Origin of the sequence: Streptomyces hygroscopicus, assembly GCF_026168105.1 — a bacterium.
Classification (GTDB): Bacteria; Actinomycetota; Actinomycetes; order Streptomycetales; family Streptomycetaceae; genus Streptomyces; species Streptomyces hygroscopicus_D.
The window spans coordinates 40,841-64,705 of the sequence record NZ_LBMW01000022.1 but is presented as its reverse complement, the minus strand read 5'-3'; the positions used below and the strand labels follow the sequence as shown (position 1 = coordinate 64,705).

Annotated in this window: 16 protein-coding genes; 5 read left to right on the top strand and 11 right to left on the bottom strand. The window is 70.2% G+C overall.

The genetic code is table 11. From position 1 onward, the window contains the following. Positions 1 to 32 precede the first annotated feature (32 nt). Both AAW14_RS21525 and AAW14_RS21520 read right to left on the bottom strand, forming a co-directional pair. The gene (locus AAW14_RS21525) at positions 33 to 869 is read right to left on the bottom strand and encodes a PhzF family phenazine biosynthesis protein (protein ID WP_265565607.1); all 837 of its coding nucleotides are present in this window, start codon (positions 867 to 869) and stop codon (positions 33 to 35) included. A 479-nt stretch (positions 870 to 1,348) separates the two neighbouring features. After that, positions 1,349 to 2,977, bottom strand: a complete 1,629-nt coding sequence (locus AAW14_RS21520; protein ID WP_265565543.1) for an esterase-like activity of phytase family protein — start codon at positions 2,975 to 2,977, stop codon at positions 1,349 to 1,351. A 390-nt stretch (positions 2,978 to 3,367) separates the two neighbouring features. Here AAW14_RS21520 and AAW14_RS21515 point away from each other — a divergent pair, with 390 nt between their 5' ends. Both AAW14_RS21515 and AAW14_RS21510 read left to right on the top strand, forming a co-directional pair. After that, on the top strand, positions 3,368 to 3,664 hold the full coding sequence (locus AAW14_RS21515; RefSeq protein WP_265565542.1) for a hypothetical protein: 297 nt from the start codon (positions 3,368 to 3,370) through the stop codon (positions 3,662 to 3,664). Positions 3,665 to 3,787: 123 nt separating this feature from the next. Beyond that, positions 3,788 to 4,234, top strand: a complete 447-nt coding sequence (locus AAW14_RS21510) for a sensor histidine kinase (protein WP_322741089.1) — start codon at positions 3,788 to 3,790, stop codon at positions 4,232 to 4,234. Here the strand turns inward: AAW14_RS21510 and AAW14_RS21505 are convergent. The 3 genes from AAW14_RS21505 to AAW14_RS21495 form a co-directional block, all read right to left on the bottom strand. Continuing rightward, positions 4,200 to 8,702 (bottom strand): trypsin-like peptidase domain-containing protein, encoded by a 4,503-nt coding sequence (locus AAW14_RS21505; protein WP_265565541.1) that lies wholly within the window; start codon positions 8,700 to 8,702, stop codon positions 4,200 to 4,202. The genes AAW14_RS21510 and AAW14_RS21505 overlap by 35 nt on opposite strands. Continuing rightward, positions 8,695 to 9,042, bottom strand: a complete 348-nt coding sequence (locus AAW14_RS21500) for a CU044_2847 family protein (protein ID WP_265565540.1) — start codon at positions 9,040 to 9,042, stop codon at positions 8,695 to 8,697. Before AAW14_RS21500 ends, AAW14_RS21505 begins: the two co-directional genes overlap by 8 nt. 146 nt (positions 9,043 to 9,188) lie before the next feature. Next, a complete protein-coding gene (locus AAW14_RS21495) occupies positions 9,189 to 11,243 on the bottom strand; it encodes an ATP-binding protein (RefSeq protein WP_265565539.1) in 2,055 nt (684 codons plus the stop codon). A gap of 263 nt (positions 11,244 to 11,506) precedes the next feature. On the opposite strand from AAW14_RS21495, the gene AAW14_RS21490 reads away from it, so the two are divergent. The 3 genes from AAW14_RS21490 to AAW14_RS21480 all read left to right on the top strand — a co-directional run bounded on the left by AAW14_RS21490 (position 11,507) and on the right by AAW14_RS21480 (position 14,610). Continuing rightward, a complete protein-coding gene (locus tag AAW14_RS21490) occupies positions 11,507 to 11,905 on the top strand; it encodes a hypothetical protein (protein WP_265565538.1) in 399 nt (132 codons plus the stop codon). Between the two features lie 299 nt (positions 11,906 to 12,204). Next, complete coding sequence (locus AAW14_RS21485) at positions 12,205 to 12,990, top strand: YhjD/YihY/BrkB family envelope integrity protein (RefSeq protein ID WP_265565537.1); 786 nt, start codon at positions 12,205 to 12,207, stop codon at positions 12,988 to 12,990. A 504-nt stretch (positions 12,991 to 13,494) separates the two neighbouring features. Further along, a complete protein-coding gene (locus AAW14_RS21480; protein ID WP_265565536.1) occupies positions 13,495 to 14,610 on the top strand; it encodes a methyltransferase in 1,116 nt (371 codons plus the stop codon). Between the two features lie 127 nt (positions 14,611 to 14,737). On the opposite strand, the gene AAW14_RS21475 is transcribed toward AAW14_RS21480, so the two are convergent. From AAW14_RS21475 to AAW14_RS21450, 6 genes are all read right to left on the bottom strand, one after another. Beyond that, the gene (locus AAW14_RS21475) at positions 14,738 to 15,934 is read right to left on the bottom strand and encodes an amidohydrolase family protein (protein WP_265565535.1); all 1,197 of its coding nucleotides are present in this window, start codon (positions 15,932 to 15,934) and stop codon (positions 14,738 to 14,740) included. After that, complete coding sequence (locus AAW14_RS21470) at positions 15,931 to 17,070, bottom strand: MAB_1171c family putative transporter (RefSeq protein WP_265565534.1); 1,140 nt, start codon at positions 17,068 to 17,070, stop codon at positions 15,931 to 15,933. Before AAW14_RS21470 ends, AAW14_RS21475 begins: the two co-directional genes overlap by 4 nt. Then, complete coding sequence (locus AAW14_RS21465) at positions 17,070 to 17,423, bottom strand: hypothetical protein (protein ID WP_265565533.1); 354 nt, start codon at positions 17,421 to 17,423, stop codon at positions 17,070 to 17,072. The genes AAW14_RS21470 and AAW14_RS21465 overlap by 1 nt, the downstream gene beginning before the upstream one ends. Positions 17,424 to 17,773: 350 nt before the next feature. Further along, positions 17,774 to 19,480 (bottom strand): tetratricopeptide repeat protein, encoded by a 1,707-nt coding sequence (locus AAW14_RS21460; RefSeq protein WP_265565532.1) that lies wholly within the window; start codon positions 19,478 to 19,480, stop codon positions 17,774 to 17,776. Positions 19,481 to 19,793: 313 nt separating this feature from the next. Beyond that, entirely contained in the window at positions 19,794 to 22,478 is a 2,685-nt protein-coding gene (gene ppdK, locus AAW14_RS21455) for a pyruvate, phosphate dikinase (protein WP_265565531.1), read from the bottom strand. 14 nt (positions 22,479 to 22,492) lie between these two features. Beyond that, entirely contained in the window at positions 22,493 to 23,395 is a 903-nt protein-coding gene (locus AAW14_RS21450; protein ID WP_265565530.1) for a universal stress protein, read from the bottom strand. Positions 23,396 to 23,865: the final 470 nt, after the last annotated feature.

The window sequence follows — 23,865 nt, the reverse complement described above, 5'->3', positions numbered from 1 at the left end:
CGGTTGTGACCACGTCTTTCGCCCGGTCGGTGCTAAAGGCGGACGACGTGCACAACCGCTGCGGTGCCCCCGACACGGACCCGCGGACCGGCTTCGCTCGACCATGCGGCGGCGGTGATGGTGGAGGGGATGCCGAGGGCGTCGCCCATGTCGACGCTGATGGCGCTCCTTCCCTCACGGGCCAGATGGGCAGCGAGACAGGCGGTGCTGTTGGCGTTGGCGACGTCCTCAGGGACGCCGATGGACGGGGCGAACATGCGGGCCGTGGTGCGGCCCTCGGCCGTTGGCGTGCAGTACACGTAGCAGCCCAGCAACCCCAGGCGGTCGCAGGCGGCACGAAGTCGGTCGAAGTCCGGGGCCAGGGTGGCAAGAGCGGACCGCGTGGACACCGGTACGAGGAGCCGCGGCCGCCCCAGGGTGGCGACGCGGATCCCGGGAACGAGCGTGTCCACGGCGACGCCCAAGGGGTGGAGGACGAGGTCCGAGTCCCCCGAAGCGGGCTCCCGCACGTCGACAGGCCCCAGCTCGAAGGCGGCCTCGTATTGGCCGTTCACCCGGGTGACCCGGCCGGTGAAGGTGCGTCCCGCCGTGCGGACGGTGGCCTGGAAATCCCTGCCCCCTTCTCGTTCCGCCAGGAATGCCAAAGCCGCAACAGTCCCATGACCGCACGCCGGCAGTTCCCCGGTGGCGGTGAAGAAGCGCAATGACACTTCGGGGACGTGGCACCCTCCGCCCCCGGCCGAGACGAAGACGGCGTGCGACGTTCCCGTCAGAACAGGCACCATGCAGCGTTCATCGTTGCTGAGGGCCGTCTCGTCCAACACTGCGGTCGGGCTGCCGCCGCGACCTGCACGCCGGCACGCACTCATGATCGTGACGGGCAGACCACTACCGTTCATGACGGTGGCATCAGGCACGGGAGCCATCGTAGGGCGGCCATCGCTGCCGCGCCGCCCAGCACCACAGGCACCTTCGTACGCGAGACGTCACGAGAAGCGGGAGTGGCGGTAGCCGTAGTTCACCCAGCCGACCAGGTTCGAGCGATGTAGTTGGCCCCCGCGCGGCTCGCCTCCCCAGGACTGGCGAGCCGACGCCCCGAAAGGCGCTGTCGCAGGGTAATCGGAACCTACGCCTCCACCAGACGAAGTGGAAGACCCGCAGTCGTGTGTTGCAGTTCACACTGACCCCGTGGGGTAGCGGGCCTTCCACTCCTCCGGCCCATCGCCCGGCGACTCGATCATGCCGCCCACCTGCACTCATCGACCGCCCGTCGGCGACGCTCGGGGCGGATGGGAGCAGCCGGGGCTCTTGGGGACCTGCCGTCCTCAGCCGCCGGTACGAGGCGCGGTCACCGCACTGTGATGGTGACCGTGGCCGTGCTGGTCGCGGCGGGCAGCTTGGTGGTGTCGACGGCCAGGTACTCGCCGTCGTCCTGTCGGCCGTCGGGCAGGAGCTTGGGGTGCAGGGCGTACGGTGCCGCGTCGTTGGAGACGCCGTCGACGCCGAAGTCGCTGTCGTTGCTGACGACCACCGTGCGGCCGCCGTCGGTGGTGGCGACGCCCTCGATCTTGTCGTGGCCGAAGAAGCCGCCGGCCGGGTCGAGACCGGTGACCAGGGCGCCCAGGTCGAGGTACGTGCTCTTGGTGACCGGGGTGACGCCGGCCGCCTTGAGGGCGGCCTCGGCCGCGGCGGTGGAGTCCTGACCGACGTACGCGTCGACCGTCCGGTGGTCCGCGCCGATGAGCAGCCCGCCCTTGCTCCCGTCGTACACGCTCCCCGGCACGTCGGCCGAGGGGCCGACGTCGGTCGCGCCACTGATGTCGATCTTGAAGAGCTTCTTGTACGCGCCGGGCTCCGTCTTGCCGTCCCGCTCGTCGACCAGGAAGGCCGTATTGCTGAGCGCGGTGATTTCGCTGACCGCACCGCTGTTCGTCTTCGGGTCGTCGAGAAGGTAGACGTACTCGTGCGTGGCGTGGGTGTGCAGGTTGTACGTCACGATGCGCAGAGCGGTGATGTTCTTGGTCTTGACACCGGCGGGCAGGTCGGGCTCCTGCAGTGCGGACTGCATCATGCCGACGAGCGTGCTGCCGTCGGGGGTGATGGTGAGACCCTCCATGCCTTTGTTCGGTACCCGGTTGGCCAGTTCGGCCGGGAGCGAGCCGTCGAAGGGCGACAGCCGCTCGATCGCCCGTCCGTCACGGGAGAAGTGCGTGACGTACGGCCCGTACTCGTCGGACACCCAGAAGGTGCCGTTCGGCAGCGCGACCAGGCCCTCGGGGTCGTAGCCGTACGGTGACGCAGGCAGCGCGTGGCCGGCCAGGTCGATCAGGGACTCCCCGGTGCTCGCCTCGGTGCTGACATGCCCGTTGTACGGGGTACCGTCGGCGGCACGCAGCGGGATCGTCCTCAGGACCTCCGCCTTCGTGCCGACGAGGCGGATCTTGGCGATGGTCGGGTCGAAGTCCGGAAGAGGCAGGGCCTTCCTGCCGTCAGGAGTGTCCACGTTGGGGCCGCGGTCGGTGATCCCGTAGAAGTCGTTCTTCGAGCCGGGTACCGGGTACAGCGACGAACCGAAGGCCCCGCCGGAGACCTTCACTGCGCCGATCGTGGCGAGCGGCGGCAGATGGGTCTGGTACAGGCGGACCGCGTCGCTGATGCTGTAGGAGAAGGCGTCGCTGCCCTTGAAACCGGCGTCCGGGGTGTAACTGAAGGAACCGTCCTGATGCACGGTCAGGGAACCGTGAGCGGTTTTGGTGTGCGAGACGAGGGTCACCGGTCTTCCCGAGTCGTTGCCCAGGAAACCGTGTCCGCGCACGGTCAGGGTCCGGCCGGCGTGGACGGCATAGGCATCGGGACGTGCCGTGAGCCCCGGCCGTCCGCCGTGGTGAGCCGTCTCCACAGCACCCGCCGAACCGCCGCCGGCCAGCGACAGCACCACGGCGGTGGCTGCGGCGGTCGCCATCCTCAGACGAGACATTCGTTCCTCCCAGTCCGTGCGTCTGCCTGCGCGACGCCCGACCGGCTAGTCTCCTGAGCGCACATGTCCCCTACGCGAAGGGGGACTTGCAGGGATCCGCTGATCAAGTGACGCAGAGTTGTCCAACAGGCATGGCCCTCGCCACACGGAGGTGAGCCGGCCTCGGCCGTGCATGCGGCGGGCGGCGGGCGGCGGGCGGCGCAGCTGGTGAACGCCTTCATCGCGGTGCCGTCGAATCCGCCCCGCCCACCGCGTCCGTTGAACTGCGGACGCAGCGCGGCGCACGCCTGCAGTGCCTTCTGGCGGGTGGGGTCGGCCGAGGCGCCGCCGCTTCCGAAGCCGCCACCCCCCGCGGCGCCGCTCGGCCGCCCGCTGGGGCGGGCAGGAAGGTTGACGCCGTGCTCGGAGAGGCACTGGCGGTATGCGGCCATCTGCTGGTTCCGCCCGGCCGCCGACGCGGACGCCGAGGGCCCGCCCTGGGCTGCGTTCACCGAGTTCGTGGAGGAACAGGCGGTCAGCAGCGTGGCGCCGACCGCGAGGACGGCGGTCGACGCGGCGGCCCGGAGCGCCGCTCGGACGGCGGGCGGCCGGGTGGGGGTCCGGGCCATGGCCGGTGTCTCCTCGATGTGGTCGACGCTGGGACGGCGGAACGACCCACGCGGGCGTGCCGATTCGGCCCACGACTGAACAGCATGGGGTTGAGGAGTTCCTGGGAACCGGCTGGGAGTTCTCTGGGATTCCGTACCGTCCTCTACCCGGTCGCACCGTGCGATCCGGTCCGTTTCCGGGCGGTTCGGAGGGATCGGCGCGGTGCGCGGTGAGCCGGCGCTGTCAGGGAAAGTGGCCGACACCGGACCAGGGCTGACTGCAGAGCAGTCCGCCCGCGTCTTCGAACGCTTCTACCGAGTCGATGCCTCCCGCAGCCGTCAGGAAGGCGGCGCAGGGCTGGGCCTGGCCATCGTCTCCGCCCTGACGACGGCCCACCAGGGCACCGTGGAGCTTCAAGACCGCGCCGGGCGAGGGCGCGCTGTTCCGCGTGTGCCTGCCGTCGACGCCGCAGCGGCAGCCGGCCGAGTGACGGGTCCTGCCCGGCAGCCGCGAGCCCCTCTCGGCGGCCGCGCCGGGCATTGCCCGCTTTCGCCGCAGCAGATGGGGTGCCGTGCGGTTCACGTCGCAGCGATGGCGGGTGCCGGTGCGCCACAACGTTCGCGCAACCCGCACGTCATAGGCCGCCGATGGGGGTTTCGGCGCCCGTAGTGCCGGTGGGGACGGGCACGATCGTCTCGGGCACATTGGGATGCTCACACGGCGGGGTGTAGGGCTCGTTCGGTACGTAGCGTCCCCACTCTTCGGGCGTGATCACATCGCCGACGGCCGTGCACAGGGTCACCATGTTGTCTTCCGGGACGGTGCTCCAGACATCGATCGACCTGGAAATCGTGGCGACGAGAAAGTGCCCGGTGGGGCTGAAGGCGACGCTCCCGGTGAACGTGTTCGAGGATTGGTAGGCCACGCCGCCCTGCGGCACGGGGGTGTGTGGATCACTGACGTCCCAGAGGGCCACATGCCCTCGCTGATCCTCGGGACCGATGGAGTTCCCGGTGTCCCCGTTGTCCGGGAAGGCGATGGTGCGCCCGTCGGGGCTGAAGGAGGGGGCGGAGCCCGGGTACGACGGGGAGCGGATGATGGAAGGGGGTCCCGAGATCTGGTCGCGGTCCACCTTCCACAGCCGGATCGTCCCACTGCTGTCGCCGACCGCGATCCACTGTCCGTCAGGACGGAACGCACTGGCCGATGTCACGGAGCCCGGGGTCAGACGCTGTACCGGCCGCGGGAGGGGATGGCGCGGGTCGGAGACGTTCCAGGACAGCAGCGAGTCGGCGGTGTTCGCGGTGAGCAGGCGGCCGTCCGGGGACAGCGCCACGTGGAACGCGTCGGCGGGCAGACGGGCGATCTGCCGGGGGTGAGCCGGGTCCTTCACGTCGAACAGCTTCACCGACGGTCCGGCCGTGTAGTGATTGTTCCTGTCGTCGTTGTTGTCGGCGACGGCCATGATCCGGCCGTCCGAGCTGAAGGCGATGCTGTGTACGCCCTCGTCGATGCTGTCGACGGTGGCCAGCACGGGGACGTTGGATTCCCTGGTGTTGCGCAGCCGCAGCACCAGCTTCCTGGCGTCGTGGCCGACGTCGACGTGTTCGCTGTCGGCCAGGACGCCGCCGTCGGGGGTGAACGCGACGGCCGATGCTCCGATGTAGCCGCCAGGCAGGTCCCTCACCACATGGTGACCGTCCCTGCCGGTAAGGTCGATCAGCTGGCCGGAGTCCCCGCCGACGACGGCGAGCAGCCGCCTGCGCCCGCCGCTGATCACCGCATCGGCCTCGAAGCCGTCCGGCACTTGACCGTAGCTGCCGTCGGCGCCCGGCTGATAGGGGTTGCCGGCGTCCCACTGCTGCACACCACTGCCGGTCGCGTGCAGCAGGACACTACTGCGCGGCTCGAACAGTACGGGGCCGTTGTGCTGCGTGTCCACGCCCGGGAGGGTGTACACGGGCACTACGTGCGCCATGTCGTGGGCCTGCCACAACGTCAGGGATCCGTCACCCGTCGCGTTGCACACTGCGGCGAAGACGTGTCCGCTGCCGTTGAAGGCGATGGACCGCAGGTTCTTGCCGCACTGGGTGCCAGTGGGACCCGTCCCCTCCGCATCGGCGCCGGCCGCGGCCAACAGGCGCGGCCGGGACGGGACTCCCACTCCCCACAGCCGGATCGCGATGTTGTTGCCGTCACCCGGCCCGGCGAGGGTCGTACCGTCCGGGGTGAAGGCGATCCGGTGGACCACCGGCAGATATGTCGACTGGGTGTCCGCCTCCGCGTTGGAGCTGTCCAACGTGGCCACGGGCGATGACGCGTGCGAGGGGTCGGCCAGGTTCCACAGCCGCACCCGCTGGTCGCCGCCGGAGCTGGCCAGAAGCCGATGGGACGGGGAGAACGCCAGGGAGTCGACCCCACCGCGATGGCCGGTCAGCGACGGGAGTTGCCGGGCACCGGCCGGTGCGGAGATGTCCCAGAGCCGTATGGCACCGTCCGGGGCGCCCGCGGCGAGCAGTCGGCCGTCGGCGCTGATCGCGACGGCGGTGATACGGCCCACTCCGGCAGGAAGGGAGCCGAGTGGGGCGGGGTGGGCAGGGTCGGCCAGTGACCACAGCCGTACCGAGCCGTTACGGCCGCCCGAGGTGCCTGCCGCCAGCACTCGCCCGTCCGGGCTGACCGCCAGGGGTCCCGCCGTCACACCGGTGATACGGCTGATCCGGCCATGAGAAGTGCTCCAGACGGCGATCGCCGTGCCCGTGGACATCAGCAGCGTGTGGCCGTCATGCGTCTCGGCCAGGTCCACTACGGGGTCGGGGCTGTCGAACACCCCGGGACCGCTGAGTGCGGTGAGCATCGCGGCCGTACCGACCCCGTGGTCCAACCGGTAGGAAGCGATGGCGAGTTGCTTGGCCAGTCCGGGCTGGGCTTTGAGCATGCTCTGCGATTCGGCGGCAAGGGTTCGGGCCAGGGCGCTGCGCCGCTGTGCGTCGGCGTTGCTCCGCTCGACCAACGCGACAACTGCCGCGCCTGAGGCGATGAGCGCCAAGACGGTGAGCAGCGCCACCCCGATACGGCGCACCCGGCGGCGCCTTGCTTCAGCGGCTCTCGACACGCCAAGGAACACGGCGATGTCAGCGGGCAACCCGCGCTGCGCGGACCAGGACACGCCCTCGGCGAGATCCGTCCCGTCCAGCAGGTCCCCCTGGCGCTCCGACCGCGTCCACAACTCGTGCTGTTCACGCGTGCGGCGCAGCCATTCCTGGAACTGGCGGTCCTTGGCGACCCATGCTCGTAGCGTTCCCCATTCGCGGATGAGTGCGTCGTGAATGAGTTCCGCCACCGGCCGGCCGGGATCGTCCGCGCCGTGTCCTGGAACGCGCACCGCACGGGTGGTGACGATGCGGTGCCGGGTGAGTGCCGCCAGGACCTCATCGGCTCGCTTCAGCTGCTGGTCGGACGATGCCGCGGCGATCGTGTCGACGGCCAGCTCGCGGAGTGTCGCCACCGGGACCTGCTGGCGGACGGCGGGGATGTCGTGCGCCTCGTCGGCGGGCCGCACCAACGTGGTCAGGATCCGCTGCGCGGTGGGCCGCAGTTCCGCGGGCAATGTGCGGACCGCGTCGTCGCACCAAGCGGTCAGGCTGCCTGTGACCCGACCGATCGCCTGGTAGCCGTCGTGCGTGAGGTATCCGTCGACACGCCGCCGCCATAACTGACTCAGCGTCAGTTCCAGTAGTGGCAGTACAGTGATCGGTGCCCGCAGGGCCTCGGAGCCGTCCGGCCCGCCTGCCAGGACGTCGGCGACGATCCGGTCGGCAAGCCCCTCCTCGAAACGCAGGCCCACCGACCGGGCCGGCAGCGTGATCATCGCGCGCAGGTCGTGGGTGTCCAGCGTGGCGGGCATGTTCACCAGCCCCGGCTCCGCAGCTTCCAGCAACTCGGGGGCGAGCGCGGCAAGCCTGGAGTAGAAGTCGTCGCGCATGACCAGGAGCACGCTCAGCGCACCGGGCGAGGCGATCGCCGCCGTGATCTGCCGCAGGGCCGCCAGGCAGCGATCGCCGAGCGAGTCGTCCGCCATGGTGTGCGTGAGAAGTTCCTCCAACTGGTCGATGACCAGCAGGACACGCTCGTGGCCCGGCTCGGCGGCGAGTCTGCGCTGCGCGGCCTCGATGATTCCGTCATCGGCCGCACCGGGAAGCCCGGCCCGTTCGATCTCGGCCAGCAGGTCCTGATCCGGGCGTACCACGACGGGCAGCCACCGGTCGCTGCCCGGCAACCGGCCCTCGGCCAGCGCCGGCAGCAGGCCGGCTTGCGCCAAGGAGGACTTGCCCGCCCCGGACGGCCCGAGCAACAGCACCGCCCGGCGCTGCCCGGCCAAGGCCCCCAGCACCCGCTCGACGGCGGCCCCCCGCCCGTGGAACCACGCGGCGTGCTCGCTGGTGAACGGTTCCAGTTCGCGGTAGGGGCAGACGTCGTCCTCCACGGCCAGATACGGCCAGGCATCCCGCAGCACCTGAGTGGGGGTGGCGTAGGCGATTCCCAGGCCCTTCAGATGGCTGTCGGGGGCGGTGATGGAGGTGAGCATGCCGATGACACGCCCGGTCGGCTCGTCCACCACCGGCGCTCCACTGAACCCGGTGGTCAGGTCGTTGGCATCCGCAAGCTGCAGCAGCAGGCCGCCGCCCACGCCGTCCCCGGTACCGGCGGGGAGCAGATCACCGACCGAGCCGTAGCCGTGGTGACCTCCGCTGGGCGCCTGGGCCGGAAAGCCGAACGAGCGCACGCGGTGGCCCCTGCGGCCTTCGGCGGATCCCAGCGGCAGCGGTGTCACGCCCGTCGGGCCCTCCGTCAGGCGGATGACGGCGACGTCCTCGGCGGCGGGGTCTCGCCATGGCTCGGAAAGCACCCGCCCCTGCGGCCGGGGAGTGCCGGGCGCGTGGGGGAAGGCAAGCCGCAGTGTGCCGCCGGGACCGGTCCCGGCGGCGGTCACCACGTGGGCGCAGGTGACAACGACATCTTCCGCGACGAGGAAACCCGCCCCCACCACCACGCCACCGGTGTCAAGGATCTGGGCCACCCCGGCGGGCAGGCCGTTGGAAGGTGCTGGAGGGGCAACTTCCACGGTGTCAGGCATCCGGAGTTCCCGAGTCGTCCACCTCGGTTCGGACCCGGCGCCAGGTCGCCCTGACCTTCAGATGGCACGCGGCCTCGCCCCTGGTGATCAGTGCTCCTGCCTGGCAGGACAGATCGACGCCGAACTCCACCTCCAGTTCCTCGGGGCCGGCCTCGCGAAGCTGGCGCAGCACCGTCCGGGCGGTGTCGGTGACCGGCCGCAGCGCGGCCTGCAGGCTCAACGGCAGATCCTGGATGGCGTCGCCGAGTCGGCCGGCCTTCACCGGGCCGTCCGCCCCGGACGGTGCCTCGACCAGGACCGAGCCGCCGTCCTCCAAAGCCATTCGGACGATAGTCGCCACGCTCTGCCCCTCCCCTGGCCATCGGGCTTCCGGCGGACACGACACTAGCCGAGCGGGCCCGCGCGCACATGGCGATCAACGAAGCTGCTCGCCGCCGTGGGGCGGCGACGACTGCCGCTCCCCGCCCGCCCGAAGAAGTGCGGGTCTCACTGCAGGTCGACCTCCTGCTGCCACAGCTCCTCCGTGAGCCGTTGGATCCCGGCGCTCAGGTGCCGTCGGTAGGTGGTCATCGGCAGGTCCAGTAACTCGGCGGCTCGTTGCTGGGTGCTGGCCGGCTGGATGTAGGTGTGGTGCAGTGCCCGGTGCGCGCGCCGGTCGTGCGGGGCGGCGGCCAGAACCGCTGCGGCGTCCCTGATGGCCTGGCGCAGCGCCTCCGCACGGTCGCGCGGGTTTGCCTCCGCCCCGGCGCGTGCCGTCACCAAGCGGGATCCCAGGAGGGCGCAGTCCCGCATCCCTCCCGCGCGGCCGAACCCGCGCAGTGCCTCGCGGACTCCCGCGGCGAACTCCTCGCGTTCGATGATCCGCGGAGGACCGGCCGGGTCCGGCGGCGGGATACGCAGCGGATCCGCAGCCGACTCGCGTTCGCTGAGCAGGGCCAGCCAGGTGAGAGCGGGGGTGCGCCGCCAGTCGTGGAGGAAGACGCCGTGGTGGCGTCCCCCGACCGAGAAGTCGGCCTCCGGCAGCCGGGTGAAGTCGGCGTAGGCGCAGCCGGCCGTCCAGAACTCGGGATCGGCGAAGGAGAGCAGGGTCAGTGCGGGTCTGTCGGTGGTCAGGTAGTGGTGGGTCAGGCGCAGCGTGATGAGCGTCTGGACCGGGGAGACGGCCTGGTAGTCGTCCCGGGACATCCAGGAACGCACCATCAGCGCGCTCTCTTGTGTGCGCAGCGTTCCGGAACCGCGCAGGAAGTCGCAGGCTGCTTCGACGGCCGGATCCGCAGGAGCACCGTCCGGCGGCTGTGTGCCCAGGGTGAGCACGGTGCAGAAGCCGACGGGCTCGGCTTCCGGGCCCCGCACCGTGTGCCATGCGCCGGCCGGGTGTCCCCACCAGGCGGCCAGAAGCCGCGCGGAGGCGGGGCCCTCATGTTGCGTGGCCATGGCGAGCAGCGCGGGCACGTCCTCCTCGGCGGCCGGGCCGATGGAGAGCATGTCGAGGTACAGCGCTTGCGAGGAGTCCGCGGCGACATGGGTGAGCAGCGGGCCGACGAGTGGGTTGCCCCGGTGGAGGTAGGCGAAATCGGTGAGCACCGCGCGTTGCCGGGCAGTGCCCCCGTCGCTGAACACCGCCTCGTAGTAGGAGCTCGCCCTGCGGCGCAGTTCCACGCGCTGCTCCGGGTGACGCCAGCGCAGCTCCGAATCGAGGAGCTCGCGGATCATGTCGTGCGGATGGATGCCGCGGCTGTTGTACTCGACCACTGACAGGTCACGCAGCCAGTAGAACAGCCCGCGTGCGTCCGGGACCTGCAGAAGTGCCGCCAGCAGCGGTTCAGTGGTGACGAGCACCTGGGCGCACGCCTCGAGTGCCCGGCGGTGCATCTGTGTGGGTACGGTGTCCAGCAGGGCGTCGAGGAGGACGCCGACCACTTCGGGCGAGGCGGCAGGAGAGAGGGGGTCGACACCACCCTGCGCGCGTACGTCGGCCACCAGGGCCAGGGCCAGTGGATGGCCGTGGGTGAAGTCGAGGAGGCGCTCGTGGTCGCCGTCGGGGACTCCTCGCAGACGCAGCAACTCCACGCCGTCGTCGACCGGCAGAGGACCCAGCCGCATCGTGTGCAGCAGGCCCAGCCACGCCGGGTCGGTGCGCCAGACGAGCGGGGGTGCCTCCCGGCCGGCCAGTACGAGCACGGCGTCCTCACCGATGCGTCCCACCAGTTGCTCCAGCAACAGCCGGTCCGATGCCCGTGAGCCGTCCACACCGTCGACCGTGACGAGCGCCCGGGGTGTGTCGGCGAGCCCCTCAACGCCGCCGAAGGCGGTGCCCAGTTCGTCCGCCCGCAGGCGCGTGACGCTCCGGCCCGCCTCGGCGCCGAGGTCGGCGAAGTGGTGCAGCAGGGTCGTCTTGCCGATGCCGCCGGGCCCGTACACGAAGACGACCGCGCCGGCACCGGCCGCCAGCAGGTCGGTGAAGGCCGCCGTCTCGCGGCGTCGGCCGACGAAGCCGCGCGTGCGTGCCCGCGCGAACCGGTCGGCTGGTCTCTCGGCCACCCTGCCCCCAGTGCGTGGCTGTCGTCCTGTCCCCCGCCTCAATTTTTCGGGTGGCGCTCCCACGCTGTCAACGACGTCCGGCGGACACAACGGACGGAAACCGGAGGTGCTTTGGGAGCAGAACGGCCTGCCGGGCGGACAGTACCTGCTCCTACCGTGAGTGGCGTTCCGCAGGACACAGATGCACCTGCCAAGCATCTGACAGACGTTCAGGTCGCCCACGACACGCCGGCGACTCCGAGGACACGACAGCGGGAGAGGCAATGAACAACAAGAAGATCACTCGAATCGGCATCGCTCTTGGCCTGGCCGGCGTCGGTGCGATGACGCTGCTCGCCACGGCGGGTCCGGCGTCCGCCAGCCAGTTCTACGGCGGCACGCTCCACCCGGGTGACCAGCGCTGCGTGCAGCAGTACGCCGCGTACCAGGTGCGCGGGGACGGCCAGGCCACCGGGCAGGGCGCCAAGTTCAAGATCCAGTACAACGGTTCCACGGTGCCCGGCACGGGCTCCCCCGGCCTGGTCACCGCCTGGGCCGCCGAACTGCGCACCAGCCTGGGAACCTTCCCGGGACCGGGCTACTACGTGGCCTGCGCCACCAACAACGGCACCACCGACACCAACGTGCGGCTGCAGCTGCGGACGGACGGCGAGTTCTCCTGACGACGAGCAGCGCCGAGGCGCTCCCCCGGCAGACTGCTCCGCTCCCGCGGACCGGCTGCCGGGGCCCGTTTCGGCGGCCTGGGCGTGTTCGGCGTCGCCACAGCCGTACGGTTCCGGGCACATCGGCCGTCATTCCCGGCAAGGCACCCCGGCAACCCGGGGCAAGTGTCCGCGCGCTGCTCCGCGTGCCCTGCGCACAGCGCCCCCGCGGAAAAGGTTCACTGGCGTTCATGACGAGCCGGAAGATGCCGACGGGCGCGTGTCGAGGACGTGGGCGCCGGCGCGCGAGGGGGTCGGCCTTGGAGCAGAAGGGGCGCGCGGTCACCAGACGCCTGGGGACGCAGCAGGCAGGCAGGCTGTGGGACCGGCTCACCGCGCTCGACTTCTTCGGCCAGTCCTTCCAGCTGGCCGCGCTGGCGATCTTGTGCTTCTTCCCGTTCCTCACGGTCGTCACCGCTGCCGCGGGCAGCAACACCGCCGAGCTGGTGGTCGGCTGGCTCGGTCTGAGCCCTGAGGCGGCACGGGCCGTGGGGACCCTCTTCAAGCCCGGCCGGATGTCGGGGACGCTCACGGTGACGAGCGCCTGCCTGTTGGTCCTCGGGGCCATGGCCGTCGCGGGCACCCTGCAGAGCTGGTACCAGAAGGTGTTCGACGTCCCCGGCCGGGGCTGGCGCGACACCCCGGTCCAGATGTATTGGCTGGCAGCCCTGCTGGCCTACGCCGCCCTGCAGGCGGCGGTCGGCAGGGGGCTCGGCGCGGTCAGCGGGGCAGTGCTCCAAAGCCTCGCGGGATTCGTCCTGGCGACATTCTTCTGGTGGTGGAGCATGAAACTGCTTCTCGCCGGCGCGGCATCGTGGCGCTCGCTTTTTCCCGCCGCCCTGGCCACCGCTGTCTGCTGGGTGGGCTTGGGGGTGTTCTCGGCCCACTACTTCTCCACGTCGATCACGGCCAACGAGCAAACCTATGGGCCCATCGGCGTCGTCATGGTCATCCTGTCCTGGCTGGTGGCGGTGGGCGTGGTCGTCCACCTCGGGTCGGTCGTCGGCTGCCTGTACCGCGAACGCCGTTCCCAGCCGACCCGGTGACGGCCGGTGGGCCACACGGGGTTTCCGAGACGACCGTGGCCCCCTGGGCTGATCCGCGGCCCCCTGGGCGCGATCAGTACGACTGCGGCTCCCCGACCGCGGATGACGATCCGTCGGCCGGGCGCCCCTTGGTGTGATGGTGTGTGACATGCCGCTTTCGGTCTAATCGGAGTCCATCGGCCGTTCGGCCATCACGCTGTGCCCGTTGATCACGGTCCAGGCCGGGGAGACCGCTGGTGCACAGGTCGTGTGAGTGGTTCTTCGAGAGATCCGACGGGCCCCTCGTGAGCAGGGGCTGTCGGGGCGGGAGCCGGCGTCCCGTTCGGGACTGACCGGGAATCCCTCTTTCCCGCCCCGACCACCGCCGGCCGGGCTCCTGCTACTGGTGGCAGACCCACATCGAGCCCCCGGCCCTGCACCGTCTCACCCGGCCCGCCGTCGAACAGCTCTACGGCATTCCACCTGAGGTATGAGCAGCCACTACGCACAGCAAGGAGAAGCCAAGTGCAGAACCCCGAGGTCCGAGAAGAGCATGTCTCGGCGAACGCCCGCGAGGTCACGGCCGAGCGCCCGCCGAGCGCGGAGCCGGGCAACCCACCAGCCGCGGTTCCCGAGTCGGCGGACGGCCGGGTGCAGCGGATGATGGACCTGCTCCACGGCGCCCTGGTCATGCAACTTCTCGCAGTTGCAGCAGAGTTCGACATCGCGGAGCTGCTGGCCGACGGGCCGCTGCCGGTGCCGGAGCTCGCCCGCCGGTGCGGGGCGCACCCGCAGTCGCTGCACCGGGTGCTGCGGGCGCTGGCAGGCCAGGAGGTCTTTCAGGAGGTGGAACCGGGGGTGTTCGCCCTGACCCCGCTGGCCCAGACATTGCGCGCCGGTGTGCCCGGGTCGGTGCGGGCCTGGATCAGATTCTGGGGGATGCCCGAAAAACTCCAGGCGATCAACTCGCTGTCGTACTCGGTGCGCACCGGCCGTCCGGCGTTCCCGCACGTGCACGGCACGGACTGGTGGTCACACCTGGCCGCCCACCCGGACCAGGCCGAACTCTTCAACGACTCGATGGGCATCCTGGCCCGGCGTGTCCACGCCGCGACCCTGGAGAGCTGCGACCTGACCGGCGTCGTGCGAGTGGTCGACATCGGCGGTGGGCACGGGCATCTGCTCGCCACGATCCTGCCCCGCTACCCGGAGCTGCGGGCCACCCTGCTGGACCAGCCATCGGTGGTGACGGGCGCAAAAGCCGTGCTGGAGGCGGCCGGCGTCGCCGACCGGGTCGATCTGGTGGGCGGGAACTTCTTCGAGAGCGTGCCGCCGGGCGCGGACGCCTACCTGCTGTCGATGATCCTGCACGACTGGGACGACGAGCAGTGCGTAGCGGTGCTCCGCACCATCCGGCGGGCGATGGCGCCCGACGCCCGGGTCATGGTGGTCGAGGCCATCGTGCCGGAAGGCAACACACCGCACGACGGGAAGCTGCGGGACGCCATCATGATGGCGCTGCACCCCGGTCGGGAGCGCACCGAGGCGGAGTTCGCGGCGCTGTTCGCCGCCGCGGGCCTGCGGCACGCCGCGACCACGGCGCTGTCCTCCTCGACGGGCCTGCTGATCGCCCGCATCTGACCGGGGCCGGGGCGGGCAAGGCGTCCGGCGCCACGCCCGCCCCGCGTGCCGGGGCTCCGGTGCACCGGCCGGGACCCGCGTACCGGCAGGGCGTCCGGACCACGAGGGCCGATCCACCCCACTGTGGTCAGCCGCTGTCAGGGTGAATGGCAAGGCGGCCTGCCGCGAAGACGTGTCGGATCCGGCGGAGGGCACCCAAATCTGCCAAAGGGTTTCCGTCGATGACGATGAGGTCGGCGCGCATGCCGGGGGCCACGACACCGGTATCCGCGAGACCGAGAGCACGCGCGGCGTCGACGGTGGCCATGTTGAGGATCTCGGTGTTCCCGAACCCGAGCGAGGCGAAGAATTCGAGCATACCGACGTAGTCACCAAACCGTGCTCCTGGCACACCGGCGTCGGTGCCTGCGATGAACCGGACACCGGCTCCCCGCATTTCCTGAGTGACCTCGACCATCGCCTGCGCGCGTTCGGGCCCCATTTGTTTGAGGAACAGTTGCCAGTCCCCGGAGATACAACGGCAGATGGCCACGTCGTTGTCGACGATGCGGGCGGTGACTGCCGGGTCGTAGACGATCCCCTCCGCAGTACGCCAGGAACAGTGCTCGATGGTACGGACGCCGGCGTCCACACACTGGGAAATGGTCTCGGTGCCATGCGCGTGAGCGGCCACATCCAGACCGTGGTGCGCGGCTTCCTGGACGATCAGGCGAAGTTGGGCAAAGGTGAACTGCGGCTCCCACATGCGTGGGCCGCCTGGGGTGAGCGCGCCGCCCGAGGCCATGACCTTGATCAGGTCGGCGCCCGCCGCCGCGTTACGGGCGATCCGTACCCGGATTTCGTCGTCCGTGGCCACCTCACCGCCCAGAAAGCCGCAATGGCCACCGGGTGAGGTCAGCGGTGTGGTCGCGGCGACGATGCGAGGCCCTGCGATGGTCCCGGAACCGATCGAGGCGCGCAACGCCACGGTGAGGCCGTCACGGTCACCGAGATCCCGTACGGTGGTGACCCCGGCGGCCAGCATTCGCTGGGCGCGGGCGGCCATGGCGGTGGACAGCTCGCCGGGGCCGGCGTCGAGCACCGCGCTGATGATGTCCGGACCCTCGTCGAAGGCGAGGTGGACGTGGCAGTCCGTCATTCCGGGCATCACCGTCGCCCCGGGACAGCTCAATCGGGGCACCTGTGCGTCGACCGATACGTCCAGCTCAGCGGCGGTGCCGACGGCGGCGACGAAGCCGGAGTCGACGAGCACCGCGCCGTCAGCGATCAGCTGATCCGCGGGCCCGGCGATGACGCGATCCGCGGTGATCAGTACCTTGCTCACGATTCCCTTTCGTGTAGGGCCTGGGATATGGCGATGAGTTCACGGGCGTCGGCCTCGAGGTCGCCGCCCGCGGGTGCCGCGACGCGGACCGCGGACAGCTCGATGTGCGGGGACTCCGTTGTTGGCTTCAGGGCCAGTGCTTTGGTGATGTGCCGGGCGAGTTGGTCGGCCGGAGCATGGGCGAGATCGGTACCGGATGCGACACGTGTCAGAAACGGGCTCAGGCACACCAGTCCGTCGCGGCACTCGATGAGCCGCCGATAGAACCGCTGCTCGTAGGTGCGGCCCTGACGCAGAAGGCTCCACCGGGGACCGGCCGGCGGCCGGTCCAGGACGAGCTCTGGGTAGGCGGTGGTCAGCGCCGTCCACAGGGGGGTGAGCTCGTGGTACATGCGCTGGTGGTGTGCCATCGACCGCAGCCGGGTGAATAGTTGCACGGAGGCCGAATAGCAGATACCGGTGACCGTGATCCCCATGGCCCAGTCGGACATGGACCAGTTGACGGTGTTGAAAGCCTCGTGCGACCCGGGTTCGCGGATGCGCAGCACCACCAGGATCATCCGATCGACCGAGGTCACGGTGAGTCCGAGGAGTCCCAGGGCCATGATCCGCAAGCCGAACCCGAGGTGCTGGGTGGCTTTCCGGGCGTAGCGCAGGGCCCACCGTCCGGAGGCCAGATAGGCGTGGACGAAGTAGGCGTTGCCGATGATGTAGAACAAAGCGATGGTTGGCTCGGCCATGTACGGGGTGCCCAATGAGTGACCACGCATCGCGGCAGGTGTGGCAATCATGGAGATGACCAGAGCGATCAGGACACCGGCGAGAAGGCATGTGTGCAATCGCAGGTACCGGCGGTAAGCGCCGTCCGTGCCGCGCATGGAGGAGGCGAAGAAAAGGTTGAGGGCGAACAGGCCGAGCATGTAGACCCCGTTGAACGCCACCTTGCCGACGCCCACTGCCGTGGCCTTGTCGATGGCGGTGTTGACCTCGGGAATGCTCAGAACCTCACCGGACGGCAGCAACAGCAGGCAGGCGACGAGGAGGCGCAGCACCCGGTCGTGCGGGGCGCGTGCCAGATCGACGCCCTTCCACAGCAGCCCGATGCCCAGCACGACGATCAGGGGCATCTGGAACATCACATCCACCCCCAGCGGGGGTGGAGGGCGGAACGCAGCGGACCGAGGGCGGGGTCCTCAGAGGTGCGAGGGGTGACGTGGTTCAGTACGGATGACCACTCCAGGATGATGGTCGCGACCAGCTCGGCCTCGCACTCGCTTTCCTCGTCGTACGCGGTGCGCCGCAACGCCCGGTTGATGGTGCCGCGCGGCGTGTCGGGCGGCAGGATCTGCCGGAATTCGCAGCCGGACGCCTCGCTCGTGTGGTCAGCGAGTATGTGGCCGACCTCGTGCAGGATGATGTGGTCCTGGTGCGACGGGCTGGTTTCCCTCTGGTAGACGATGTAATCCACGGTGTCCGTGGCAATCCACATCCCAAATGGTCCCGGTACGGGCAGGGTGTAAGGGACCAGGCGAATGGGACGACCGCGGTCGTCGCCCAGAAGCCTGCAGAGTTCGTGCACCTCGAGCGGCGGATTTATACCGAGGTTCCTGAGGAAGCGCTTGCAGCGCTTCCGTAACCTTCGCTCGTTCAAAACCGTGTCTCCGCTTGTAGGTCCGGTGGGTGCACCGTTCTCCACGCTCATGGAGAATGTGGCCGCAGAGAGCGGCCACGTGGTGGCTGCGCCTGCCTTGGTCGATCGTTGTCAACAGGCTTGCCGGTTGCAAGGGACGAGTGGTTCTCACGGTGATGTTGACTCAAAAGGGATGTCCTCCCCAGCGGTCAGCAGGATGAGGCACCTCGGTCCGGCGGAGGGCAGCAGCCGTCGCCCTGGGCGGTTTCCAGGCGGCAGAAGCAGGACGCCCTGATCGGTACGTCCGCCATCGCGGCTGCCAACTTCAACTGCTGAGCCACGATGCGCGCCTCGCCGGCCCTGCCGAGCCGCAGGAGGCATTCGTGGAATCCGCGCAGGGACCAGATGTTGTTGGGGTGCTGCTGCGGCCGGGGAAGCGTGCCGTCGAGCCCCAGGTCGGCGCGGTAGACCTCCTCGGCCTCGGTGACCAGGCCCCGCTCCAGCAGCAGGGCGCCGTACGCGTGACGGGTGGGCTGCATCCACCCCCACGGTTCGTCGTAGGGGAGGTTGTCGTCCAGATCGATCGAACGGCGCAGCGCCGCGAAGGCCGCGTCGTAGTCCCCCTTGCGGTAGTGCAGCTCGCCGTCGAGCATCTCCGAGGCGATCGTCAGAATGTCCGAGCAGGTGTTGTTGAACAGCGTGCGTGTCTGCGGGACCCTGGCGACCGCCCGCCGGAAGAGGGCGCGTTCCGTCTCGGCGTCGGCGATCCTGCCGGTGGCCGAGAGCGCGACGCCGCGCGCGTAGTGCAGCATCGCGGTGCTCACGCAGTACAGCCCCGGGTCGGCGGGCATGGGCAGACGCAGGATGTCGTCCCACCGGCCGAAGCGGATCAGGACGTGCACGCGCATCGCGAGAAAGCCCTCCAGCCAGTCGGCCATGGGCGGGCTTTCCACGCGCAGCAGTTCCTCGGGCACGGAGGCCTCGAGTCGCCCCGCTGTTTCGAGCGCGGGCTGGAAGCGGCCCAGGAACATCGCGCCGTAGATCCTGAAATGGTAGTTGTGACACCGGTACAGGGTGTAGAAGTTCATCGCGCCGGCTCGCGCGTGAAACCTCTCGTCGGCGGAGATCGCCGCGGCGTTGTCGGAAAGGACCCGCCGGTAGTCGCCACAGAGCACTTCCAGATGTGACGGCATGTGCTGCAAGTGGCCGGCGTCGGGCACCAGGCCGCGCAGCAGGTCGGCGACAGGCAGGGCGGCCTCGGGTGTCGGGGACATCTCCATCAGGTGGACGTACAGGTGCAGCAGTCCGGGATGCCGCGAGCCCGCCTGCGCCGCGATCGCCTGCTCGAGGACAGCCCTGACCTCCGTCGTGTGTGCCCCCGCGGCCGGTCGCCCCGTGCGGATGTCCCACAGTTGCCAGGGCGTCACGTTCATCAAGGCGTCGGCGTACAGGGCCGCCACGTCGAGGTCGTCGGGCGCCAGCCGGTGAACGGCCCGCATGCTGTCGGCGTAGGCCACGTTCCACATCGCGCAGTCCTGGACGTCCTTGGCTTCCCGCTGCGGGTACCGGGTGCGCAACGCCTCGATGAGAGCTCGCTCCACCGGGATGGCGGACGCCGCCTTGGCGTGCGCGCGCTGCACGGCGGCGTGCGCACGCTCCACCGTCCGCGCCAGGTCCTGTTGGTCGAAGTAGCCCCAGGGCTTGTTGTAGTTGGGGCCCAGGGCGTAGGCCACGCCCCAGTCGGCCATGGCGCAGTCGGGGTCCGCCGCGGCCGCCCTTTCGAAACAGCGGACGGCCTCCTCGTGGTTGAAGGCGTACGCCCAGATCAACCCGCGGTCGAACCACGACTGGGCCTCCGGGGACGACGTCGTCACGCGCCGGCTGTGTCTGCCCAGGTCGTAGTCGTAGTAGTTCACATGGACTCCCGAAGGCCGTCGGCCCACCCGGCCCGGTCACGAGAAGACACGACGACAGCCGGTGCCCCGGCCCTGGCGAGGCTCGGTGAAAAACATGCCTATTCACCTGAAACGATACGGTTTTACGCGCGTCTTTCCCGGTCTTCCAGCGGCATGTCAGGCCTTCTTCGGCCTCTACGAGCACCAGATGCTCCATCGGGTGTGGGCACTTCGGGCCCCCGCCGACCACTCCGGTGCCCCGGTCGCCCTCGAAGCCCTTCACCGAGCCCACTCGGCACCAGCCGTGTGGACTCGGTTGTGGTGCCCTCCCGCGTCACCTGCTGTCGCTCGTCGCGGTGTCCGCGAGTGCCGCTCGCCCCGCCTCCAAACGGGCGGCCGGAATACGGAAGGGCGAGCAGGAGACGTAGTCGAGGCCAGCCCGGTGGAAGAAGTGGATGGACTCCGGGTCGCCGCCGTGCTCGCCGCACACCCCGGTCTCGAGCCGGGAGTTGACGGCGCGGCCCGCCTCGACGGCCCATTCCACCAGCCTGCCGACTCCCTCCTGGTCGATTGTCTCGAAGGGCGAGACACTGAAGATGCCCTTGTCCAGGTACAGGGGAAAGAAGGACGCCTCGGCGTCGTCGCGAGACAGCCCCCAGGTGGTCTGGGTCAGGTCGTTGGTGCCGAAGGAGAAGAAGTCGGCGGCCTCGGCGATGCGGCCGGCGGTGAGCGCCGCGCGGGGCAGTTCGATCATCGTGCCGACAGGGCAGTCGAGGAACTCGCCGCTCTCGGCCACGACCTCGGCCAGCACGCGCTCCGCCTCGGCCCTGGCCAGCCGCAGCTCCTCGACAGTGCCGACGAGGGGGATCATGATCTCGGCGCGCGGTCGGCCGCCCTCGCGCAGACGGTGGACAACGGCCTCGGCGATCGCCCGGACCTGCATGGCCATGAGGCCGGGCACGGCGAGGCCGAGCCGCACCCCGCGCAGACCGAGCATCGGGTTCTGTTCGTGCATGCGCTCGACAGTGTCGAGCAGTTCGCGGTCGTGGACGTCCGGGTGGGTGGCGCCGGCCAGGCGGACGGCCAGTTCCGTGCGGTCGGGCAGGAACTCGTGCAGTGGCGGGTCGATGAGCCGGATGGTCACCGGCAGCCCATCCATCGCCTCGAGGATGCCGATGAAGTCCGCCCGCTGAAGCGGAAGAAGAGCCTCCAGGGCCCGCTCCCGCCCGGTGTCGTCACGGGCAAGAATCATCGCTTCGACCAATGTCCTGCGGTCGCCCAGGAACATGTGCTCGGTACGGCACAGGCCGATGCCCCGGGCGCCGAGCCTGCGGGCGCGTGCGGCGTCCTCCGGGGTGTCGGCGTTGGCCCGCACTTCGAGACGGCGTACGGAGTCCGCGTGGGCGAGGGCGTCCAGCACGGCCTCGGTCAGCGACCCGGTACTCGCGCCGGTCTCCAGCGCTCGTCCCACGTCGGACGCGGTGAGCGGCAGCGCGCCGAGGTGCACGGTGCCCGCGGTTCCGTCGACGGAAACGGTGTCGCCCTCGCGTACGACGGCTCCCGCGTCGGTGGTGAAGCGGCGGGCGGCAGGGTCGACGGTGAGCGACTCGGCACCGCACACGCACACCCTGCCCATGCCGCGCGCGACGACGGCGGCGTGGCTGGTCTTGCCGCCACGGCTGGTGAGGACGGCCTGAGCCGCGATCATGCCGGGCAGGTCGTCGGGGGTCGTCTCGCGGCGCACGAGGATGGTGTCCTGCCCGGCCGCGGAGCGGCGTTGCGCCTCGGCGGAATCGAAGACGACAACACCGACCGCCGCGCCCGGCGAGGCGGGCACACCATGTGCCAGGGGCACGTCGGCGGGAGTGGTTTCGAAGCGCGGGAACATCAGCCGGGTCAGTGCGGCGCCGTCCACGCGGGCGAGCGCCTCGTCAGCGTCGATCGTCTGCTCCTCGCGCAGGTCGTGGGCAATGTGGAAGGCGGCCGCCGCGGTGCGCTTGCCGACTCGGGTCTGCAGGATCCACAGCCGACCGCGCTCGATGGTGAACTCGACGTCGCACAGGTCTCGGTAGTGGTTCTCCAGGGTGCGCAGGTGGTCCCCGAGTTCGACGTACGAGCGGGGGTCGAGGGCTTTGAGTTCGTCCAGGGGTACGGCGTCGCGGACGCCGGCGACGACGTCCTCCCCCTGTGCGTCGGGCAGGTAGTCGCCGTAGGTGCCGCGGGCTCCGGTGGACGGGTCGCGGGTGAACGCGACGCCTGTGCCGGAGTCGGAGCCGAGGTTGCCGAAGACCATCGCCTGGACGTTGACGGCGGTACCGAGGTCGTCGGGGATGTGCTCGCGATGGCGATAGAGGCGGGCGCGTTCGCCGTTCCAGGATTCGAAGACCGCGCGGACGGCACGCTGCAGTTGGTCGACCGGGTTCTGGGGGAAGTCCTCTCCGGTCTCCCGCCGGATGATCGATTTGAACTCATCGGTGAGGTGGGCTAGTTCGCCGGCGTCGAGTCCGTGGTCGTCGCGTGTCCCGCGCTGCGTCCTGTGCTCGGCGACGGCCTGTTCGAACAGGTCGCCCTCGACGCCCATCACCGTGTGGCCGAACATCTGGATGAGTCGCCGGTAGGAGTCCCAGGCGAACCGCTCCTGTCCGGACGCCTTGGCGAGCCCCGTGACCGACGCGTCGTTCAGTCCGATGTCGAGGACGGTCTCCATCATCCCGGGCATGGAGAACCGGGCCCCCGACCGTACGGACACGAGGAGCGGATCGTCCGGAGCGCCGAGTGTGCGGCCCATGGCCCGCTCCAGGACGGCGAGAGCGCGGGCCTCCTCGATGCCGAGTTCGGGCGGCTCCTCCCCCGTCGTCAGGTAGACCTTGCAGGCCTCGGTCGTGACGGTGAAGCCCGGCGGGACCGGCAGCCCGAGGCGGGTCATCTCGGCCAGGCCGGCGCCCTTGCCGCCGAGCAGGTCGGCCATTTCCCGGCTGCCCTCGGCGAATTCGTACACGTAGCGCGTCGGTTTGCTCATCGCGCTCGGGCCTCTCACTCGTGGGGAACGACGGCCAGCGGGCAGCCGACGTGATGGGCCGCGTCATGGGCGACGGGTCCGAGGCGCGGGACCGTCGGCCGCTCGGCCAGGCGACGGCCGACGACGAGCAGGCTCGCCGCAGAAGCGGCCCGGACGAGGGCGGTGGACGCTTTGCCCTCCACGACGGTCTCAAGGACCTCGGTCTCGGGGTACTTGTCGCGCCACATGCGCAGGACGGCGGAGAGGAACTCCTGCCACTCCTCGGCCTGCTGAGGTTCGTCGACCAGACCGATGTCCCCGGGACCGAGGCTGATCGCGGAGGGTGCCTGCCACGCGTATACGACTTGCAGCCGGGTGTGCCGCAGCCGAGCCGCCTCGAACGCGAACTCGATCACCTCGTCGCAGGGATCGTCGAGGTCGATGCCCAACACCACATCCCGGTAGCCGGTCCGGGTGGACGGGGTGCCGTCGTCAGCCGGGAAGTGCTCGTCCTCGGCCTCCTCACCCGCGCGTACGAGGACGACGGGACACGTGGCCTTCGCGACCGCCCCCAGGGCGACCGAGCCGACGAGGAATCCGGTGAAGCCGCTCAGCCCGCGCGAGCCGAGTACCAGCAGTTCGGCCTGCTCGGACGCCTTCAGTAAGGCCGCGGTTGCCGGGCCCTCGACCTGCTCGTCGATGAGGCGGACGCCGGGGACGGCGCCGCTGACACGCTCCTCCGCCTTGCGCAGGACGCGCCGCGCCAGATGCCGCTGCGCGGCGTTCGTGAGCTCGTCGTCCTGCCGGCGAGGACGCCGGTTCCAGGCGTGCACCATTCGCAGTGGTCGGTCGCGGCGTGTCGCCTCGCGGGCGGCCCACTCGACGGCGGCGAGGCTCTCGGCCGATCCGTCGACTCCGACGATGATGGGTGGAAGCATGGTACGCACCTCCTGAGCTCGGTCTGCTTGTCATTGCCAGCGTCTTGCTACGTCGACCCGGCGGATATGGGCCGCACGGTCTCCCTCAGGTCCATTCGGCCCCCGCGCCCGCCCGTGCTGCGCGACACCGGGTGAGCCGGGAGGGCTCCCACCGGATCAGGGGCGGGCGTGGGACTCCGTCGAAGGTTCCCGGTTCCACGGTTGTCGAGTCGTGCCAGGACGCGCCTCACGCCGGGCGCTGGCGCGATGTCCCGCTGGGAGGCCGAAGCGTCGAGCGAGCCGCCGCCGAAGAACCTCAGTGGTCGCTCGGCCGAGGCTCGGCGGTGGCGGCGCACGAAGCGGTACGCGTTCGCGTGCCGGCGCCCGCCGTACGCTCCGCCTCCGACCGCCACGGCATCGTATGGGGCGACGCTCGCCAAGGGCTCGACGGGCCTTGCCCCGGCCATCGGTCCTTCTGGGCGCTCCGTCTC

What these genes read in the sequence shown, in the direction of transcription:
- AAW14_RS21525 (WP_265565607.1), bottom strand. Translation starts at nt 869, where the DNA reads ATGAGTGCGTGCCGGCGTGCAGGTCGCGGCGGCAGCCCGACCGCAGTG.
- AAW14_RS21520 (WP_265565543.1), bottom strand. Translation starts at nt 2,977, where the DNA reads ATGTCTCGTCTGAGGATGGCGACCGCCGCAGCCACCGCCGTGGTGCTG.
- AAW14_RS21505 (WP_265565541.1), bottom strand. Translation starts at nt 8,702, where the DNA reads ATGCCTGACACCGTGGAAGTTGCCCCTCCAGCACCTTCCAACGGCCTG.
- AAW14_RS21490 (WP_265565538.1), top strand. Translation starts at nt 11,507, where the DNA reads ATGAACAACAAGAAGATCACTCGAATCGGCATCGCTCTTGGCCTGGCC.
- AAW14_RS21470 (WP_265565534.1), bottom strand. Translation starts at nt 17,070, where the DNA reads ATGTTCCAGATGCCCCTGATCGTCGTGCTGGGCATCGGGCTGCTGTGG.
- AAW14_RS21465 (WP_265565533.1), bottom strand. Translation starts at nt 17,423, where the DNA reads ATGTGGATTGCCACGGACACCGTGGATTACATCGTCTACCAGAGGGAA.
- ppdK (WP_265565531.1), bottom strand. Translation starts at nt 22,478, where the DNA reads ATGAGCAAACCGACGCGCTACGTGTACGAATTCGCCGAGGGCAGCCGG.
- AAW14_RS21450 (WP_265565530.1), bottom strand. Translation starts at nt 23,395, where the DNA reads ATGCTTCCACCCATCATCGTCGGAGTCGACGGATCGGCCGAGAGCCTC.